Source organism: Microbacterium sp. (assembly GCF_046295495.1).
Taxonomy (GTDB): Bacteria; Actinomycetota; Actinomycetes; order Actinomycetales; family Microbacteriaceae; genus Microbacterium.
This window is the reverse complement of sequence record NZ_JBKBNC010000007.1, coordinates 47,390-66,746: the sequence shown is the minus strand read 5'-3', so window position 1 is coordinate 66,746 and position 19,357 is coordinate 47,390. Positions and strand designations below refer to the sequence as shown.

Genomic DNA, 19,357 nt, shown 5'->3' with positions numbered 1-19,357 from the left:
TATGTCTCGACGAGCGAGCGGCATCACTCTGCAGCACCTCCAGTACTTCATCGAGGTGGCGGCCGAGGGGTCGATCAGCGCGGCGGCCGACCTCCTGTTCGTCGCGCAGCCGACCATGTCGGCCGCGATGAAAGACCTGGAGGGGCGGGTGGGCCGCGATCTGCTCACGCGCTCTGCGCGAGGTGTCACGCTCACCACCGACGGCGTCGAATTCCTGGGATACGCGCGGCAGGTCGTGGAGCAGGCGGAACTGCTCGAACAGCGCTACCTGGGCCGACCGCCGTCGCGGCGGCTGCTCGGCGTGTCGACCCAGCACTACTCGTTCGCGGTCGACGCGTTCGTGCGGATGGTCAAGAGCACACCCGCGGCCGAGTACGAATTCTCGCTCCGTGAGACCCGCACCTTCGACATCATCGAGGACGTCCGCACCTTGCGCAGCGAGCTCGGCATCCTGTTCCGCAACGACTTCAACCGCAACGTGCTCGACAAGCTGCTGCGGGAATCGGGCCTGGCATTTCACCCGCTCTTCGTGGCAGACCCGCACATCTTCGTGTCGCGGCGGAGCCCGCTGGCATCCCGCTCCCGCGCGACGCTCGACGACCTGGTCGACCTTCCGCGCCTCACCTTCGACCAAGGCGCGAACAACTCGTTCTACTTCGCCGAGGAGATCCTCTCCACCCTCTCGAGCAAGCAGGAGATCCGGGTCTCCGACCGCGCGACGATCTTCAACCTCATGATCGGCCTCGACGGGTACACGATCTCGACCGGCATCATCAGCGACGACCTCGACCCCGAGATCGTCGCGGTGCCCCTGGACGTCAAGGAACGCATCGAGATCGGCTGGATCGGTCGCACCGCGATCCCCCTCACGGAGCAGGCGAAGCGGTACCTCGGTGAGGTGCGCGACGTGGTGAGGGGGTTCGGGGTGGCGTTGCTCGACTGAGTGGCCGGCCGCTCAGCGGCCCTTGCCGCCCCACCACCGGCGGCGACGGCCGGCGGACGGCGCCTCGGCGGCGGGGCTCTCGGTTCCGCCGGTGCGGATGCGACGGCCCTCGTCGACGTCGGCCTGTTCCTTGCGTTCCTGCTTGTCGCTCTTGCGCGTATCGCGCGCGGGGAGTTGCAGGTCGCGTTCGGCGGCGATGCCGGCCTGCAGCTCGCGCCCGCGCTCCAATTCGGCGTCGAACTCCGCACCGAAGAGCAGGGCGAGGTTCGCGATCCACAGCCACAGGAGGAAGACGATGACGCCCGCCAGTGAGCCGTAGGTGCGGTCGTAGTTCGAGAAGGTCGCGATGTAGAAGCCGAAGCCCGCCGTGGCGACCGCGAGGACGACGATGGCGATCACGGCACCGATGCTGATCCACCGGAACTTCGGCTGCTTGGCGTTGGGTGTCGCGTAATACAGCACGGCGACCAGGAACACGATGACCACGAGCATGACCGGCCACTTGGCGATGTCCCACGCGATCTGCACGCCCTGACCGAGGCCCAGGGCATCGCCGATCGCAGTGGTGACATCGCCGGAGATGACCAGTCCCAGGGCGACGAGCGCGAGGGAGACCACCGCGATGACGGTGACGATCAGCTGCATGGGGCGCAGCTTCCAGAACGGACGCCCCTCCCGGATCTCGTAGATGCGGTTCATGGCCCTGCTGAAGGCGCCGACGTACCCGGATGCCGACCACAGGGCCAGCAGGATGCCGAGCACGAGCGCCAGTCCGGCGCCGGGGGCGGATGCGATCTGCTGGATGGGACCCTCCAGGGTCCCGGCGGCGTCGGGCGCGACCTGACGGATGATGTCGAGGACCGCCGAGGCGGCGGCATCCCCCTGACCGATCACGCCGAGGACCGAGAAGATGGCGATGAGAGCCGGGAAGAGGGCGAGCACGGAGTAGTAGACCAGGCCCGCGGCGGCGTCCGTGCACTGGTCGGCGGAGAACTCCCTCACGGTCTTCTTCAGGACGTACCCCCACGACCGTTTCTCGAGCTGGGTCGGGGAGTCGGGTTTGCCGTCCGCCTCCGGGGCGGGTGCGTTGTCGGTCGCGTCGTGCGTGGTCTTCTGCCGTGCCATGGTGCCTCCGCGTCACCGGGTGGACACGCTCGTCGTCCCGGTGCGCTGGTTCGGTTCTCGGTGGGGGGATCTTGTCTCGCGGGTGAGCGCGCGGTGCGGCCGAAACCGTTCGCGCTCGCCGACGACCGGGCGGGTCGTCACCTCGGTGTAATACGGCTGAGGCCGGATCGCCGAACGGGTTGCGTCGTCGACGCACCTGTGCACGGGGAGGAGTCAGGTCGCCCGTGCTCCACTCGAGCCGCCACGAGTGGGCTGTCGCGGAGGGGCGGTGTCGGCGCTTTCACGGCGCCCGTTGCTAGCGTGGATTTCGTCGAGCACGGGCGTCGGTCGGCAACCGTCTGGGCATCCAGGCGGCGGGGCCGCCGTCGTCACCGGCGCTCGTCGTCCCGTTCCCGCACCTCCCCGACCCTCATCGCGGGTCTCCCCTGCAGAAGCGAGCTGAGCACGAAGATGCGACGGACGAGAACCCGACGACTCACGCGGATGTGCACGTCGATCCTCGCCGTCGTCGTCATTCTCCTCGTGGCGTCTCCTCCCCACCGCGCGGAGGCCGCATCGCGCCTGGTCCTGCAGAACCCCGTCCTGCTCTTTCCGGATCCGGGGGCGGTCGCGTTCACGGTCTCGGGGGCGACCGGGAGCGTCTCCTGGACCGTGAAGGATGCCGACGGCGACACCGTGGCGACGGGGTCCGAGAAATCGCGCGGCCGCACGGCCAAGATCGCCATCGGCCGAGCGATCCCGACCGGCTATTACACGTTCTCGTTCTCCTCGGCATCCGATGACGAGGTCACCGCGGCGTTCGGGGTGACGGGGCCGGCGCCCTCGGACGACACGTACTACAGCGTCCAGACGCTCAGCGCGCACCAGGGCGGGATCTATCGGGTCGACATGCACCGGATCATCCCGATGCTCAAGGATCTGGGCTTCTCGTCGCGACGTGATTCCGTCTATTGGAGCGAGTACGAGCAGTCGCCGGGCGCCTACGTCACGCCGCCCTCCGTTGCGCGCGTCCTCGACGATGACGCCAAATATGGAATGGACCTCCTGTGGACGGCGGGGAGTGGGAACCCCCTCTACGACGACGGAAAGCTCCCCTCCTCACCCGCCGCGATCCAGGCGTACGCGGAATACATCGACGCGTTCCTCACCGAGCATCCTCAGGTGCGGTTGGTGGAGATGTTCAACGAGTTCAATGGGACGAATGACAGCGCGTGCGGCGCCACGGCGGCCTGTTACCTGGACATCGCCAAGACGGTGTACCCGTTCGTCAAGGCGCGGCATCCGGATGTCACCGTCATCGCGGGCGGTGTCGCGAATGTGAGCCTGAACTGGTGGCGCGACTTCTTCTCGGGCGGCGGGGCGGCCTACGGCGATGCCTTCTCGTACCACCCGTACAACCTGACGCCCTCCCGACTCGACGAAGTGGCCGCCGAGGTCATGACGCTGATCAAGAGGGGCAACGACGGGGTCGGCAAGCCGCTCTACCTGAGCGAGGTCGGCTGGTCGATCTCCGACGAATCGTCCGGCAACCCCGCGAAGGTCAGGACGGAGGCTGAGCAAGCGGACCAACTGGTCTACAGCTTCATCGCTCCGCAGGCGAGCCCGCAGGTCGCCCGCGTGAACTGGTACCAGGCGATCGATTCCGGATCCACCGCGACGGAGTACAACTTCGGTCTCTTCCAAGACGCGACCCCGAACGTCGCGGGGTATCAGCCGAAGCGATCGGCCATCGCCTTCTACGTGATGCGCACGGAGCTCGACGGATATCACTACGTGCGTACCGACGAGCTGGCCTCGAACGTCGTGTCGTACGTCTTCGGCGATGGAGAAGGGAACATCCGCCAGGTGGTGTGGCGAACGGACACGTTCCGCTCGCTGGATTCCGCGACGGTGCCCGTGACGATCCCGACGTCGGGGAAGAAGTACACCTCCGTCGTGAACGTCGACGGCGATCGCGTCGCCTCCACGAGCGACGGTGCGCGGGGGATCGACCAGAGGATCTCGTCCTCACCGCTGTTCGTGGAGTCGAGCGACTCGCCGCTCCCGACCGCGCAACCTGCGCCGGTGCAACGCGACGCGACCGCGTCGGCCGCCCCCGATGCGGGACGGAGCGTGCAGCCGGCCGATGCGGTGAAGGCTCTCGTGCTTCTCGGAGCCGTCATCGTCGCCGCGGCGATCCTCTACGCGGTCATCCGGGTGGTGCGGCGCTCGTCGCGCGGCGCCGGTGATCGGTAGCCGCAGTTCGGGGGCGTGAGGAACGAACTGGTGACAGTTCTGGATTGGGCCGCGAGTGTGAGCGGTTTGGTCAGGTCCGCTTTGAAATTGATCGGTGTCAAGCCGCGGAGGGTGTCCTGAAGTCGTTGGCGGTGATACTCCCGTTCGATCCAGACGACGATCACAAGGCGCAGGTCCTGCCGGATGCTCATCGTGCTGGTTAGGGACGTTCGTTAGAAGCAGCGACCAGAAGATCTCCACAGTCGCCCTGTCTCTGGCGGCGCCAACTTCACCCATTGCTCCGACCTTGTCGTGCCGGCGTAGTTCGGGGGTTATGGCCGGACTGCAAACTTGGTCGCCGCGATCGGCATGCAGGAGGCATCCGGCGACCTTGCCACGCCTGACAACGGCGTCGCGGAGCGCGTCAACGGCAAGCTTCGCTGTCATGTGGTGGCTGCTTGCCTGGCCGACGATCCCGTTCGAGAACGCTCCTTAGCGCACAGCATTAGAGCTTGCCCGCTGTGGTGGTGCGGTGCTCGATGATCTCGGTCAGCCAGCCCCGGTTCGGGGCGTCGGCGCGGGAACACCCGCAGCACGTGGTCATCGAACACGGCCGGGCCGGCCTTCCTCGGGCCAGCAAATCGGATCCTCGGAATGGAGTAGTCGGAGCGGAATGGATGTGATTTGCCGCATCTCAGGGTTCGCTTCCCTCTCGTTACCCGCCGCCAGTTCTACGGAATCGGCGGCGACCCCGAGAAACCAAGGAGAAGGACATGGCCACCAAGACCACCCAGGCACCCGCCCTCGCCGAGTACGCGACCAAGCCGCTGACCCCGACCATGCGGGATTACGTCGCGTGGCTGAAGGCGCAGACCGGCTACGACGTGGACCCGCAGTCCGTCGCGCTGGCGAGCGCGCTTCGCGGGAAGTTCCAGAAGTCCGACGGCAACCAGGCCCGCCTTGCGGAGGCGAAGGCCCGCAACGCCCAGGACGCCGTAGCTCGCGCCGCCCGCCGTGCCGAGCGCGAGGCCGGGGCCGCCGAACGTGCCGCGAAGAAGGCCGCACGCGACGCCGCCCAGATCGAGCGGGCTCGGGCCATCCTCGCCGCCGCCGAAGCGAAGCAGACGGAAGCCGCATGAACGCCGTCGTCTACCTTCGCGTGTCCACGCTGGGCCAGCTCGACGGGTTCGGGTTGGACGTGCAGGAGCAAGCCTGCCGCGCCTACGCGAAAGCCAACGGCCTCCAGGTCGCCGCCACCTTCCGAGACGAGGGCGTGTCCGGGACGTTGGAGGCCACCGACCGCGACGGGCTCATGTCGGCTCTGGCTCGCCTTCGCCACGGCGACGCAGACGCGCTGCTGGTGGCTCGCCTGGACCGACTCGCCCGCTCGCTGACGGTGCAGGAGGCCGTCCTCGCGCAAGTCTGGAAGCACCACCGCGCCGTCCATTCGGTCGATGTCGGAGAGGTCATGAGAGACGACCCCGACGACCCTATGCGAACGGCGATGCGGCAGATGGCAGGGGTGTTTGCGCAGCTAGACCGCGGGATGGTCGTCAAACGCATGCGCGACGGGCGCCGAGCCAAAGCCGCCCACGGCGGGAGGGCTGTCGGCCCCGCCCCGTACGGCTATCGCGCGCAATCCGGGATGCTCCGCCCCATCCCCGCCGAGCAAGACGCCCTCACCCTCATGCGGAACCTGCGGGCCGCGGGCCAGACCTGCGCCTTCATCGCGGCGGCGCTCTCCCACGAGGGCTACCCGACGAAGCGCGGAGGGCGATGGACGAGCCCTGTTGTGTCTCGCATTCTGTCGCGCCCGCCCGTTCCCTCCGTGCAGATCGCCCGAGACCCCACGCCGGAGCCCGCGCTGGCCGTGGCCGGCTCGGAGGGCTGACCCGTGGGACGCGCCGGGCGACCCCTGCCCCGACACAAGACCCTCGGGACCGCCTACAACCTGCGCCCCGAGACCGACGCCGTCCCGGTTCGGAGCGTGCGCGCGGGCGATGTCGTTCTCGAAGGCCCAGACCACCCCGCCCGCGTCGTCGAGAGCCACATGAGTAGCTTCGGATGGCTAATTCGCGCCCGGTACATCTGGCAGGCCGACCACGAACAGCCCTGGCTCATGGGCAGATACGACAAGAACCACCTCATCGAACGCGCACGGAAAGGCGAGTACTGACATGGCACACATCCGCGAGGTTGCCAGGAAGAAGGCGCCCAACGGTGTCGCGTACGAGGTGCTGTGGCGTGACGGCGACAAGAAGTTGCAGCGCACCTTCTCCGTAAAGCGGGAGGCAGAGCGGTTCGCGGTGAAGGTGGAAGCCGCAAGAGACCTGGGGGACACGACGCGTTCCCTCGTGAAGGACACAACCACCGTCGCGCAGATGGTCCTTGTGTCCCTGGAGGCGTCTCGCCCACGTCTGAAGCCGAGAACATTTCACGGCAACGAGCGCCTGTATGCGGGACGGGTCTTGCCGAAGTTCGGGTCACGGCGTATCTCGACCGTGACGCGCGCAGAGGTGCAGACGTGGATTAACGAGCTCGCGGCAGAGGGGCTGGCACCCGCGACGGTTCACCACTGCTACGTCGCGCTACGCAAGGTGATGAAGCACGCGCTCTGGGATCGGCGCATCGCCTTCAACCCATGTGACGGCATCGACCTGCCTAAGTCGCAGAACGTAAACGACGGCGAACTCTCTGTGTTGACCGTGGCGCAGGTCGAAGCCGCCGCCGCCGAGCTAGCGACCTTCAAGCCGTACGACGTGTTGGTGCGGTTCATGGCGTACACCGGCCTCCGGGCTGGTGAGGTAGCGGGTTTGCGCGTTCGCGATATCGACCTGAACGCGGGCCACATCTCAGTTCGGCAGACCGCGCAGTGGATCAAGCGCATAGAGAACGAGACAGGCGAATGGGTACTTGGAACGCCCAAGTCTCGGCGCTCGTCCCGCGACGTGCCCATCCTGGACCGGAAGCTGTTGGCCGATCTGAAGGCGTTGACTATGCAGCACCCGCGCTCGGGCGACGGGGACGCGCTGTTCTGGCCGGGACGGACGCCGGGCTCGCACCGAGTGGACTACGACCGCGTCTGGGACGTCGCGACGTTCCGCCGCAACTACTTCAAGCCCGCCCTGGTTCGAGCGCAGCTACCGGCGATCCGCGTGCACGATCTGCGCCACACCGCCGCTTCTCTCTGGCTTGCGGCGGGCTTCCCGTCGTACCAGGTAAGTCGCTGGCTCGGTCACGCGAGCGTCGTCACGACCGACACGATCTACTCACACCTGTACCCCACTGACTACTCACAGCACATGGCCCAGTTCGAGCGATTCGCAGCCGGCTAGGAAGCCGACTTATTCAAAAGCTTGAAGAGAGCCACAAAGTTTGCGATTGTCGACGGCTCCAAGTTTGAAAAGAACTCGCTCTGGTGATCGGTCAGAGCATGCGCGGGAAGAGCGTGGTCAAATTCCCCGCCTTTATAATCTTGCAGCTTCTTGATGATGGGTACGGGGGTCTCGGGGAGGTCCTCGGGCTGGACGGAATCGCGGAAAGCCCAGTTGTACAGTTTGAGATAATCGGCGGGCGCAAAGAGGTCCTCCACGTCCGCTGTCGCTGGGAGTGATGTGTCCACCTCGGAAACTGCGACAATTCTCCTTTCGGGCAGGCCGTTCTGTGCCGCTGCCTTCCGAACTCGATCGAGTACCGAGGAGCTCCGGGGGCCATCAACGAGAACTGACACTTGCAACCTCCGCCCCATGAGAGCGACGAATGCCGGCATATTTGTGATGCCGCCGACAGGGATGAGTGCAATGTTGGGGTCGAGCGGAGTCTTTTTCTTCGTTTCCATATAGGCGCTCATGCGCATCAGGTAGACGAAGTCGCTACTTCCCTCCACGAGCAGATGCTTCCCAGAGCCCAAGAATAGGTGTTGGCTAATGGAATAACCCAAGGCGGACTCCACCGGGAGTACCGTGTCACGATCCGAGGAAAGGTTCACGTGCGTGACGGCAACCCCGGCCTCCTGGTCTTGCCGGGTCGCCTTATCGTGGACCGCCCTCAGTTTCTCGTACGTGCTCGGATCGATCATGAACTGAGAGTGTGTGGTGTAGATGGTCTGCTTCGATGCCCCCAGCTCGTTGAAGATGTAATTGACGAAATCCTTCTGCGCTTCACCGTGCAGACTCGTCCCGGGCTCGTCAAGCAGCACCACGACTGGGCGGGTTCGGTGCAAGTACTCGCTGAAGGCCGCGAAGAACGAGAAGAACCATTGGAAGCCAGTTGATCGCGTCGAGAAGTTCGTCTCGACGTTCCCGTGACGCGCGTCCCTCAGCTCGATCTTCAAGATTCGATGCTGGGTCACCGTGCCATAGGCGTCTTGAACGGAGACATTGTCGTCGTCGAAGACAACATCGAGGTCGGTATTCGCCTTCCAATACTGGAAGACTTCGCGACTCAGGTCGCTACTCGCCGCCTGAAGTTCGGCCTTACGGCTGTCGTAGTTGTCGTCCAGGAAGTCGGTCGGTTCCACTCCCGCGTGCGCGAGCAGCGAGACGACCGTCTGCTCGTCTTCATCGAGTGCTTCATCCTCCTGAACCTTCTGCGCCAGTGCGGTCAGATCGGCCTCGCCAGGTAGAACGCTGTAGTTGGAGAAGTAAAAGAAACTGGGGATACGGCCAGCCAGCGCGTTGCGCTCGTCATCTTCCAGCGACCCGGAGATCAGGAATCGGTGGAGCTCGGCAGCCTTCGGGAAGGCAAGAAGAGCCTTCGACCGAGGCGGAGCGGCTTCCTTCAGTTCCTTGCCGCGTTCCTTCGCGAGGTCAATCGCCGCATCCAAGTCGTTTGTGGCGACGAGATCTTCTAGATCGGATGAGTCGACGCCAGCCGAGGCCCCAGCTTCAGCGACGACGTCCGCAGGCGGAGTCTTCATCCAGACAAAATATGAGTTTGCGTAGTCGCGGGCAGCGAGAACGACAGTTGTGGGCAGGAGAGGGCCGGGAAGCTTCCCTTCCAGGGCGTTCGCGTCCGCCAGGTCCGCTACGAATTCCGCCACAACCGGGCGGACCTTCTCCAGATTCCCTTCTCGACGATCGCGAGAAAGTCGCCAGCGGGGGTACTCCGTGACCAAATCGAACTTCTTCTGGTCGCCGTTTGCGGGCTTCAGCCGGTGGAGAGCACGTAGCACGGTCGTCTTACCCGACTCGTTCTTTCCGACGAGAACGGTTACGTCATCTTCCACCTCGATCCTCTGCGGCTCGACGAAATTGCGGAATTTCTGAACCGTTACGGCCTTCAGTCTCATGACGTCCCCTCACGCATGTCGTGGATCACAGGGTAGTGGGGAGCGCCGACATTGCTCGCGGTTTCGCCCGTGACAGGCTCAGAACGGTCGGTTGCGTGCGGGCCGGATGAACGGCAGACGCACCCCACCGGTCAGCTGCGATACCGAGTCTTCCGGGCCTCATGGAAGGAGAGCTTGCGCAGCACTGAGCAGTGTGAGGGTGCCCGCGCCTGATATTGTCACCCACTTGTTACGCAGGAGCGTGATGAGGGCGAACCGAACGGTCACTCCCCAACCGGCCTCTGACGCGCGCAGAGACGCCTCGGTCTCCGAAATTGTGCGAGATTTTTCTGAACGGCCCATCACTCCTCCAACGGCATGACGGAGCGACTCCTGTCGCTCATCAACGTGTTGGGGTTCCTGGACCTCCAGCGCCCGTTCGTGGGGCGTCAACACGCCAAAGATGGCACGTGCGCAAGCTTGCTGTCAACTGCTGGGCCGGGATGTCGCCGGGATTTCCTTTTGCGGGTCGCAACGGTGGTCGCGCGATCCCGGTGCCTGACTGGTGGGCCCGGAGGGGCTCGAACCCTCGACCCGCGGATTAAAAGTCCGATGCTCTGCCAACTGAGCTACAGGCCCTCGCGTCCCAGCCTACCGGGATCGACGGAGCGTCCGCTCACCGCCGCGTGTGCGCCGCAACAACGAACGGGCAGTACCGCGCACGAGGCCGATGACCGGCAACTGTCGACGGCGGGGGAGCGGGCTGCCGATGCGCGACGATGTCGGTGACGAGCGGCACGGTCGCGCCCGCCGCGGCGGGGTCGGTCGGAGGAGTGCCGCTGATGCCGGGCATCCGGCAGGCCGGGCTGCAGAGTGGAACGGGATGACCCGGCGGGCACTCCCGCGGTCCCGTGGTCGCAGCCTCCAAGTTGCCCGCGGGATGAGAACGGGCCGTCCGCGTCGCCGACTCCGCCGGCTTCGGGAACGACGAAAGCGAGCGCCGGACCCCCTCGCCTGGGGTCCGGCGCTCGCCGTCAGGTCCGATCGGTCGTCGATCGGTCGGAAGCGTGATCGCTCACGCTCCGAGGTCTTACATGGGGGGCATCAGCACCGAGTCGATGAGGTACACGGTCGCGTTGGCGGTCTGAACGCCACCGCAGATCACGTTGCTCGTCTCGTTGACCGTGATGGAGTCACCCGAGCCGGCGACGGTGACGTCCTGGCCCTCGACGGTGGCGTGCGTGCCCTCGATCTCGTCGGGCGCGATCTGGCCGGGGACCACGTGGTACGTGAGGATCTTGGTCAGCGTGTCGGTGTCGGTCTTGAGCGACTCGATCGTGGCGGCGTCGATCTTGGCGAACGCCTCGTCGACCGGAGCGAAGACCGTGAACTCGCCACCGTTGAGGGTGTCGACCAGGTTCACGTTGGGGTTCAGCTGGCCGCTGACGGCAGCGGTCAGCGTGGTGAGCAGCGGGTTGTTCGAGGCGGCGACGGCGACCGGGTCAGCGGCCATGCCCTCGACCGAACCGGCACCCGACGGGACGGCTGCGGCGTAGTCGGCGCAGCCGGGGCCGACGAGGTTGGAGGCGGGGTCCATGGTGCCCGAGGAGGTGGAGGCCGACGGCGAGGCCGACATCGAGGGCATCGACGAGGACTCGTCGGTCGTGGTGCCGCCCGAGGTGGTACCACCCGAACATGCGGTGAGAGCGAAGGCCGAGCCCAGAACGAGGGCGAGACCGGCGACGACAGGCTTCTTGTTGGTGAGCATGACATTCCTCCGAAATCGTTCGGATCGCGTCTGCGACCCGTCAGGGACACCCCGGTGCGAGGGGCGGTTCGCCGTGGAGCGGCTTACACAGGGTCTTCGGGACCCCCGCGGGATCGGATTGCGGATTATGAGTAATCGGCCCGGAAAGTGACGTCGCTGGACGTGAAAAGACCAGGCCAGAGCAAATTAAATATTCTCCAGAATATTTCTGGATCCAGTGCCGCGCAGTGATGAGGGCGCCCCTGGCGGCCGGGCGAGCTGCGTTCACTAGACGATTCGCGACGCGCGCGCACGTGCGAGGGGACCTGGCGGGCGTAGGGAATGATGGATGCCATGGTGATCGACGGATTCGACCTTCCCGATGATGGGGGCGGACAGGTCGACCACGTCGGTGTGCTTCTCCAACGCGTAGCCGGCGGCGACCGAGCCGCCTTCGCCGAGGTGTACGACACCCTGTCCGCCCGCGCCTTCGGTCTGATCCTCCGTGTGCTGGTCGACCGGGCGCAGAGCGAGGAAGTCCTGCAGGAGGTCTTTCTCGAGATCTGGCAATCCGCCTCGCGTTTCACTCCGAACAAAGGTCAAGGAAGATCGTGGGTCCTCACGATCGCGCACCGACGAGCGGTGGACCGCGTGCGGTCATCGCAGTCGAGCACTGATCGCGACGTACGTGCGGGCTTCCGGGATATGGACGTCGCCTATGACGACGTCTCGGAAAAAGTCGAGATGAAAATGGAAGGGCGGCGCGTCGTCGATGCACTGGCGACGCTCCCCGACGCGCAAAAAGAAGCACTCACGCTCGCCTACTTCGGTGGGTACAGCCAGAGTGAGATCGCTACTCTCGTCGGGGCGCCGCTCGGTACGGTCAAAACCAGGATGCGCGACGGATTGTCGCGTCTGAGGATGGAGATGGGGGTGGACAAGTGAACGAGAGGGATTTCGCCGACCTCGCCGTCGGGCACGCGTTGAACGCGCTGTCGGAGGCTGATGAACGCGCGTACCAGGAGGCTTTGGCGGGTAATCCGCATTGGGACCACCATGTGCGCGACGCGACTGACTCCGTCGCCGCCCTCAGCGCCTCCATCGAGCCCGTCGAGCCCCCGCCCTCGGTGCGGGCCGCGCTGTTCGCCCGTATCTCCGAGCTGCCCCAGGAGTCAGCCGACCCCGTCGACGCCGCCGCGGATGACGAGGACTTCGCCGCCGCGGGTGGCGCGCCTGTCGCGCCCGAGCGTACGACCGTTTCGACCGCTCCCACGGCGGTGTCCGCGTGGGGACCGCGGCGATGGTTCACCCTCGCGGCCTCCTTCGCCGCCGTGCTCGTCCTCGGGTTCGGCGCGGTGACCATCAGCCAGGTGTTCGCGCCCCCCGCCGCGGTGGTCGCCCTCCAGCAGATCGAGGAGGCGCCCGACGCGCAGTCGGCCTCGGCGACCATGGCCGACGGCACCGTGGCGACCGCCCACTGGTCGGAGTCTGCCGGCCGGAGCGTACTCGTGGCCGACGGGATGCCGGCCCTCGACGAGGGCAAGACCTACGAGCTGTGGTTCGTGCGCGATCAGACGCCGATCGCCGCAGGTACCTTCGAACCGGATGCCGACGGCAAAGCGACCGCCGTGCTCGAGGGTGAGATGCACGCGGGCGATGTGATCGCCGTGACGATCGAGCCCGACGGCGGTTCGCCCGACGGCACACCGAGCACCGCGCCCGTCGTCGCCGTCGCCACGGCCTGACGCGCGTCCGTCCGCCATAGCCCGCGTGGGGTGACGGCGGGCGGATGGATGCCGGCTGGCGGCCCGCCGTTCAGGGCCACGCCCTAGCCTGGAACGATGAGCGATTCACCCCGCGAGTTCCACAAGCCGGTGAGGCGTCCCGCCGAGCTGTTCGACCGTCTCTTCTCGGCCGAAGACCCCGCCGAGGTGTCGCGCGTCGCCCACAGCACCGCTCAGGCCCTTCTATCGCGTGTGCGCGCCGACCCGAGCGTCGACGTGGTGGAGCGTCTCGTGGCCTTCACCGACGACCACGGGATCGACGACATCGCCGAGCTGTGGTCGCGCTCACCCGCGCGCTCGCTACCGGGCGCGCTCTGGCGCCTCTACCTGCTGCAGTTGATGATCCACGACGATGCGGCGACCGCGGCGCTGCTCTACGAGCGTGGCCGGGTCGAGATCGCGACCGTCGACGCGGTCGTCGCGGGTGCACCGGCTCCGGCAGGCCCCGAGGAGCTCGTGCGGCTCATCGACACGATCCTGCGGGGGCTCTTCGAGGGGGACTTCGCCGTGGCGCTCGACCGTGCCGCCGCGTTCTGCCGTGTACAGGCGGCGGGCTCGACGCATCTCGCCGATGACTACGAGCACACCGAGTCGGAGCGTGCCACGGCGCTCACCACCCGGGCGCTGCGCCTCGCGACCTACGCCGACGATCTCTCGGCGTCCGCCTCGCTGTGGCGCCGTGACGCCCTGACGTGACACCACGCGACGGCCCGCGTGCACGGCATCCGGGGTCGGCGCGGGTCACGCGAGCCGTCAGTGTCCAGGAACGCCGCATGTTCGGCGTGTCTTGAACACTCGACGGGGGTCGGGCCGGGGGACGGGTGCGCGGTCTCGGCGTCGACGAAGGGGATCGTCGTGTGCGCCGACCGATCCGCGATGACCCGGTGTGAACACGAGTCGTGCGGAGAAAGAAAGTGCCGGACCGCAGAACGCCTCTCGGCGCAAGGCCGCTCAGAGCGGCAGAAGATGGAGCCCGGGGTTACTGCGGCCCGGCTATGAGAGTGTAACAAGCGCCGGGCCCGCACATTCCCTCCGGCCGCCCCGTTGACAAGGCCCGGGCGTGTCGGCACGACGGCATAGGCTCGCCCCATGGCTTGGCGCTCCGCTCTCATGATCGACCCCGTGGCATCCGACGATCGGCGCGAGGACTTCGCAGGCACCCTTCACCCCTTCGATCCGGATGCCCCGGCGCTGCGGGTGGGCGATCTGAGTGCGCAGCGCGGCGACGGGATCTTCGAGTCGCTCGGCGTCGTCGACGGACACGTGCAGGAGGTCGGGCCGCACCTCGAACGACTCGCGCACTCGGCCCGCCTGTGCGACCTGCCCGCGCCCCACCTCGGACAGTGGCGTGCGGCGATCGCGCAGGTCTCCGCCGATGCCGGGGCGGGCGAGAACGTCATGAAGTTGACCCTCAGCCGCGGAGTCGAGGGTCAGACCGTTCCGACGGCGTGGATCACCCTGGCCTCCGCCCCCGACAACGTCCGGTCGCGAACCGGGGGTGTCCGCGTGGTCACCCTCGATCGTGGCCACGCACTCGACGTGCCCGCCCGCGCGCCGTGGCTTCAGCTCGGCGCCAAGACGCTCTCCTACGCGGTGAACATGGCCGCCATCCGAGAGGCGAAGCGGCGCGGGGCCGACGACGCCGTGTTCGTGTCGAGCGACGGGTTCGTGCTCGAGGCGCCGACGGCATCCGTGGTCCTCCGAACGGGCGACCGTGTCATCACCCCGGCGCCGAGCGTCGGCATCCTCCACGGCACGACGCAGATCAGCCTGTTCGCCTTCCTCGCGCAGCGCGGATTCGACACCGCCTACGAGACGGTGCCCCTCGCCGACCTCGCGCGGGCGGACGCCGCCTGGCTGCTGTCGAGCGTGCGGCTCGCCGCGCCCGTCTCCGCCGTCGACGGTGAGGCCAAGGCCGTCGATCGCGCCCTCACCGACGAGTTCAACGCCTACCTGCTCTCGCCGCGCGACTGATCGCGGCGGAAACGACGAAGACCCCGCCGGAGCGGGGTCTTCGTCGTGGGTGGCTTATCCGAAGCGCCCCGAGACGTAGTCCTCGGTGGCCTGGACGGTGGGCGCGGTGAAGATCGTCGAGGTGTCGTTGTACTCGATGAGCTTGCCGGGCTTGCCGGTGCCGGCGATGTTGAAGAACGCCGTCTTGTCGCTCACGCGCGAGGCCTGCTGCATGTTGTGAGTGACGATGACGATCGTGTACTCGCTCTTGAGCTCGGAGATGAGCTCCTCGATCGCGAAGGTCGAGATGGGGTCGAGGGCCGAGCACGGCTCGTCCATCAGCAGCACGTCGGGGGAGACGGCGATCGCGCGCGCGATGCACAGGCGCTGCTGCTGACCGCCGGACAGGCCGCCGCCGGGCTTGTCGAGGCGGTCCTTGACCTCGTTCCACAGGTTCGCGCCCTGAAGCGACTTCTCGACGAGGGCGTCGGCGTCGCTCTTCGACATGCGCTTGTCGTTGAGCTTCGCACCGGCCAGGACGTTCTCGCGGATCGACATCGTCGGGAACGGGTTGGGACGCTGGAAGACCATTCCGACGTGACGGCGCACCAGCACCGGGTCGACGCCGGGACCGTACAGGTCGTCGCCGTCGATCAGCACGCGGCCCTTCACGTGACCGCCGGGGATGACCTCGTGCATGCGGTTCAGCGTGCGCAGGAAGGTGGACTTGCCGCAGCCCGAGGGGCCGATGAAGGCGGTGACGGAGCGGGGCTCGATGTCGATCGAGACGCCCTCGACCGCGAGGAAGTCGCTGTAGTAGACGTTGAGGTCCTGGACCTCGATGCTCTTGGACACGGAGTGTGCCTTTCTGGGCTCAGCGCGCCTTGGGCGCGAACACCGCCGCCACGATACGGGCGATCAGGTTGAAGATGACGACGAGGACGACCAGCAGGAATGCCGCACCCCAGGCGTTCGCCTGCGACGCGTCGATGTCTTGGCCGGGGAAGCTGTACGCGGTGTAGGCCATGACCGGGAGGGTCTGCATCGGGCCCTCGAACGGATTGGCGTTGAAGTTGTCGGTGAAGCTCGCGGCGATGAAGATGGGCGCGGTCTCACCCACCACGCGGGCCACCGCGAGCACGACGCCCGTGATGATGCCGCTCGCGGCCGTGCGCAGCACGACCTTGATGATGGTCGCCGAGCGCGGGACGCCCAGGGCCAACGATGCCTCCCGGAGGTCGGCCGGCACGAGGCGCAGCATCTCCTCGGTGGAGCGGATGACGATCGGGATCATCAGCACGCACAGGGCGATGGAGGCCGAGAACCCGCTGAACGCCTTCGGTCCGACCACGAGGCTGAACAGCGAGAACGCGAACAGACCCGCGACGATCGAGGGGATGCCCGTCATCACGTCGACGAGGAAGGTGATCGCGCGGCGCAGCGGGTTGTTCGGCTGCGCGTACTCGACGAGGTAGACGGCCGCGAGCACACCGATCGGAACCGAGATGAGCGCGGCGATGCCCGTGATGATGAGCGTGCCGGCGACGGCCTGCCACGCGCCGGCGGTCGCGACCACCTCGAGCGTGTCGGGATCGAAGGCCGTGCCGCCCACCTGCGTGATGAACTGCAGGTTGACCACGGCGAGGCCCTTGGAGACGACCGTATAGAGGGTCGAGATCAGCGGGGCGACGGCCAAAAGGAACGCCGCGGTCACCAGACCGCGCACGACCCGGTCGACGGCCTTCCGGCGGTTCTCGACGATGGAGGAACCGATGCCGATCGCGACCAGGTAGATCACGGCGGTCAGAATCAGCCACGTGGCGAGGTTGAAGCCGCCGAGCAGCAGCTGGAGGCCGGCGACGATCACGGCCACGCCCCCGAGCAGCATCGGCTCGATGTAGCGGGGCAGCTGACCGCTCGTCAGCGCCAGGGGCGTGGAGGGGGCGGTGACGGTCATGAGCGCTTGCCCTTCTTGCGACCCTTGGCGCCGGGGCCCGTCGCGCCGATGATGTAGCGGGCGAACATGTTCACCGCGAGCGAGACCACGAACAGCATGAGGCCGGTGCCGATGAGGGCGGAGCGCTGCAGGTCGGTCGCGATCGGGAAGTTCAGCGCGATGTTCGCCGCGATGGTCTGCGAGTTGTAGCCGTCGGTGAGCAGCAGCACCGAGTAGATGAGGCTCGGGGAGATGATGAGCGCGATGGCCATCGTCTCGCCCAGCGCCCGACCGAGACCCAGCAGGGTGGCCGAGACCATGCCGCTGCGGGCGTAGGGGAAGACGGAGAGGCGGATCATCTCCCAGCGCGTGGCGCCGAGGGCGAGCGCGGCCTCTTCGTGCAGGCGCGGCGTCTGCAGGAAGATCTCACGCGTGATCGACGTGACGATCGGCAGGATCATGACGGCGAGCACGACGCCACCGGTGAGCATGGTGGAGCCGGTGCTGGACACGGGGCCCTGGAAGAGCGGGATCCAGCCCAGGTACTGGTTGAGGAACTCACCGACCGGCAGCAGCAGCGGGCGCATGACGATGATGCCCCACAGGCCGAAGACGATCGAGGGGACCGCGGCCAGCAGGTCGACGACGTAGCCGAGCGCACCGGCGATCCGACGGGGCGCGTAGTGCGAGATGAAGAGGGCGATGCCGATGGCGACCGGCGTGCCGATGACCATGGCGATGAGGGCCGCCCAGATGCTGCCGAACAGCAGCGGACCGACGTACTCCCAGAAGTTGGTCCACGAACCGTTCTGGTATCCGGCGAGGTCGCCCTCGCTCCAGTTGGCGGTGATCGCGGGAAGGCCCCGCAGGATCAGGAAGATCGCGACGCCGGCGAGGATGATCATGATCGACACGGCGGCGGTGGTCGACAGACCGAGGAAGACGCTGTCGCCCAGGCGACGCTTTCCGACGATGGTGGTGCGAGGCGGCGGCGGGGACGACGGGGCGGTCTCTGTGTCAGCGACGGTGTCAGTCACGGGGGACCTCACGCTCGGCACGGGTCATGGGTGCTCCTCGGTCGGGTGTTCTCTGAGGATTCGGCTCAGCGGAACGTTCGTCGGTTCTCGACCGTTCCGATCAGCCCGGCCCGACCCGCACGGAAGGTGCGAGCCGGGCCGAGTCCGAAGAGTGTTTACTTGATGGCGGCGAGCGTCTCGGCAGCGGCCTCGAGCACGGAGTCGGGCAGGGGAGCCGAACCGGCGTTCTTGGCGGCGACCTCCTGGCCGAGCGAGCTGGTCACGAAGCCGAGGTACGACTTCACGAGCTCCGCCTGCTTGGCGTCCTTGAAGGTGCTGCAGGTGATCGCGTACGACACCAGCGGGATCGGGTACGTCTCGGCGGTGAGCTTCGAGTAGTCGAACTCCTTCGCCAGGTCGCCGGCCACACCGGTGGAGGCGTCGACGGCGGCGGCCTCGAAGGTCGCGGTCACGGCCTCGGCGCTGTAGGGGATCGCCGTGCCGTCCTGGATGATGGCGGCGGCGTTCAGGTCGCCGATGGCGGAGTGGTCGGCGTAGCCGATGGTGCCGGAGCCGGCCTTGACGGCCTCGACGACACCGGAGCCGCCCTTCTGCTTCGAGACGTTGCCCTCGATGGGCCAGTCCTTGCCCGCGGGCGAGGTCCACACCGACGACTGGGTCGCCGCGAGGTAGTTGGTCAGGTTCTGGGTCGTGCCCGAGCCGTCGGAACGCGCCACCGTGGTGATGGTGCCGGCGGGGAGCTCGGTGCCGTTGTCGGCGGTGATCGCCGGGTCGGACCAGTCGGTGATCTGGAGGGCGAAGATCTTGGCGATGGTCTCGCCGGAGAGCTTCAGCTCGGTCACGCCGGGGATGTTGAAGATGATCGCGACACCGTCGAGGTAGACGGGGATGTTGACGCCGCCCTCGGTGCACAGCGCCTCGGACTGCGCCGTCTGCTCGGCGTTCAGGGGGGCGTCGGAGCCGGCGAAGTCGTAGGCGCCGCTGAGGAAGTTGGTGACTCCACCGCCGGAGCCCTGCGACTTGTCGTAGTTGACCGTGACACCCTTGGCCTGCGCGTTGTAGGCGCTGGTCCAGGCGGCCTGCGCGTTGGACTGGGCGCTCGAGCCACCCGCGGTGATCGTGCCCGAGAGGTTGGGGTCGATCTGGAACGCGACGTCGGACGACGAAGCGGAGGGCGAGGAGCCCGCGGCGTCGCCGGAGCCCGAGGGGCCGGCGCAGCCGGCGAGGGTCAGGGAGGCCACGGCGGCCACGGTGCCCAGCTGGGCGAGTCGGGAGAGCTTCACGATGTGAATCCTTCGCATGTTTGGGGACGGAACCCGGTGCAGGGTTCGTCGGGAACGGTAAACAGC

At 67.0% G+C, this 19,357-nt stretch carries 17 protein-coding genes and 1 tRNA gene; 10 read left to right on the top strand and 8 right to left on the bottom strand.

Translation table 11 applies throughout. The features are described from left to right. Window position 1: 1 nt before the first annotated feature. Window positions 2-943, top strand: coding sequence for a LysR family transcriptional regulator (locus ACK4LS_RS04660; protein ID WP_409713868.1), 942 nt, complete (start codon window positions 2-4; stop codon window positions 941-943). 12 nt (window positions 944-955) lie between these two features. Here ACK4LS_RS04660 and ACK4LS_RS04655 read toward each other — a convergent pair whose 3' ends face one another. Further along, window positions 956-2,068: a YihY/virulence factor BrkB family protein gene (locus ACK4LS_RS04655; RefSeq protein ID WP_409713865.1), complete on the bottom strand. Its 1,113-nt coding sequence runs from the start codon at window positions 2,066-2,068 to the stop codon at window positions 956-958. A gap of 483 nt (window positions 2,069-2,551) precedes the next feature. Here ACK4LS_RS04655 and ACK4LS_RS04650 point away from each other — a divergent pair, with 483 nt between their 5' ends. The 5 genes from ACK4LS_RS04650 to ACK4LS_RS04630 all read left to right on the top strand — a co-directional run bounded on the left by ACK4LS_RS04650 (window position 2,552) and on the right by ACK4LS_RS04630 (window position 7,617). Then, complete coding sequence (locus ACK4LS_RS04650; RefSeq protein WP_409713862.1) at window positions 2,552-4,303, top strand: glycosyl hydrolase; 1,752 nt, start codon at window positions 2,552-2,554, stop codon at window positions 4,301-4,303. Between the two features lie 752 nt (window positions 4,304-5,055). Beyond that, entirely contained in the window at window positions 5,056-5,421 is a 366-nt protein-coding gene (locus tag ACK4LS_RS04645; RefSeq protein WP_409713859.1) for a hypothetical protein, read from the top strand. Further along, complete coding sequence (locus tag ACK4LS_RS04640; protein WP_409713856.1) at window positions 5,418-6,173, top strand: recombinase family protein; 756 nt, start codon at window positions 5,418-5,420, stop codon at window positions 6,171-6,173. Before ACK4LS_RS04645 ends, ACK4LS_RS04640 begins: the two co-directional genes overlap by 4 nt. Before the next feature lie 3 nt (window positions 6,174-6,176). Next, window positions 6,177-6,458 (top strand): hypothetical protein, encoded by a 282-nt coding sequence (locus ACK4LS_RS04635; protein WP_409713853.1) that lies wholly within the window; start codon window positions 6,177-6,179, stop codon window positions 6,456-6,458. 1 nt (window position 6,459) lies between these two features. Beyond that, entirely contained in the window at window positions 6,460-7,617 is a 1,158-nt protein-coding gene (locus ACK4LS_RS04630) for a tyrosine-type recombinase/integrase (protein ID WP_409713850.1), read from the top strand. On the opposite strand, the gene ACK4LS_RS04625 is transcribed toward ACK4LS_RS04630, so the two are convergent. The 3 genes from ACK4LS_RS04625 to ACK4LS_RS04615 form a co-directional block, all read right to left on the bottom strand. Further along, window positions 7,614-9,572, bottom strand: coding sequence for an ATP-dependent nuclease (locus ACK4LS_RS04625; RefSeq protein WP_409713847.1), 1,959 nt, complete (start codon window positions 9,570-9,572; stop codon window positions 7,614-7,616). The genes ACK4LS_RS04630 and ACK4LS_RS04625 overlap by 4 nt on opposite strands. Window positions 9,573-10,114: 542 nt before the next feature. Further along, window positions 10,115-10,190, bottom strand: a tRNA-Lys gene (locus ACK4LS_RS04620). 451 nt (window positions 10,191-10,641) lie between these two features. After that, window positions 10,642-11,319 carry a fasciclin domain-containing protein gene (locus ACK4LS_RS04615; protein WP_409713844.1) on the bottom strand — a complete coding sequence of 226 codons (678 nt, stop codon included), beginning with the start codon at window positions 11,317-11,319 and terminating at the stop codon, window positions 10,642-10,644. Window positions 11,320-11,640: 321 nt separating this feature from the next. Between ACK4LS_RS04615 and sigK the strand changes: the two genes are divergently transcribed. The 4 genes from sigK to ACK4LS_RS04595 all read left to right on the top strand — a co-directional run bounded on the left by sigK (window position 11,641) and on the right by ACK4LS_RS04595 (window position 15,056). Next, the gene (gene sigK / locus ACK4LS_RS04610; RefSeq protein WP_409713841.1) at window positions 11,641-12,243 is read left to right on the top strand and encodes an ECF RNA polymerase sigma factor SigK; all 603 of its coding nucleotides are present in this window, start codon (window positions 11,641-11,643) and stop codon (window positions 12,241-12,243) included. Continuing rightward, window positions 12,240-13,043: an anti-sigma factor domain-containing protein gene (locus tag ACK4LS_RS04605; protein WP_409713838.1), complete on the top strand. Its 804-nt coding sequence runs from the start codon at window positions 12,240-12,242 to the stop codon at window positions 13,041-13,043. Before sigK ends, ACK4LS_RS04605 begins: the two co-directional genes overlap by 4 nt. 96 nt (window positions 13,044-13,139) lie before the next feature. Next, window positions 13,140-13,778 (top strand): DNA-directed RNA polymerase subunit beta, encoded by a 639-nt coding sequence (locus ACK4LS_RS04600; protein WP_409713835.1) that lies wholly within the window; start codon window positions 13,140-13,142, stop codon window positions 13,776-13,778. Between the two features lie 393 nt (window positions 13,779-14,171). Beyond that, window positions 14,172-15,056 (top strand): aminodeoxychorismate lyase, encoded by an 885-nt coding sequence (locus ACK4LS_RS04595; RefSeq protein ID WP_409713833.1) that lies wholly within the window; start codon window positions 14,172-14,174, stop codon window positions 15,054-15,056. Between the two features lie 54 nt (window positions 15,057-15,110). On the opposite strand, the gene pstB is transcribed toward ACK4LS_RS04595, so the two are convergent. The 4 genes from pstB to ACK4LS_RS04575 form a co-directional block, all read right to left on the bottom strand. Then, window positions 15,111-15,890, bottom strand: a complete 780-nt coding sequence (pstB, locus tag ACK4LS_RS04590) for a phosphate ABC transporter ATP-binding protein PstB (protein ID WP_409713830.1) — start codon at window positions 15,888-15,890, stop codon at window positions 15,111-15,113. 19 nt (window positions 15,891-15,909) lie between these two features. Further along, window positions 15,910-16,992 carry a phosphate ABC transporter permease PstA gene (gene pstA, locus ACK4LS_RS04585; RefSeq protein WP_409713827.1) on the bottom strand — a complete coding sequence of 361 codons (1,083 nt, stop codon included), beginning with the start codon at window positions 16,990-16,992 and terminating at the stop codon, window positions 15,910-15,912. Continuing rightward, window positions 16,989-18,008: a phosphate ABC transporter permease subunit PstC gene (gene pstC, locus ACK4LS_RS04580; RefSeq protein ID WP_409713823.1), complete on the bottom strand. Its 1,020-nt coding sequence runs from the start codon at window positions 18,006-18,008 to the stop codon at window positions 16,989-16,991. The genes pstA and pstC overlap by 4 nt, the downstream gene beginning before the upstream one ends. Before the next feature lie 155 nt (window positions 18,009-18,163). Further along, on the bottom strand, window positions 18,164-19,291 hold the full coding sequence (locus ACK4LS_RS04575; RefSeq protein WP_409713820.1) for a phosphate ABC transporter substrate-binding protein PstS: 1,128 nt from the start codon (window positions 19,289-19,291) through the stop codon (window positions 18,164-18,166). Window positions 19,292-19,357 lie beyond the last annotated feature (66 nt).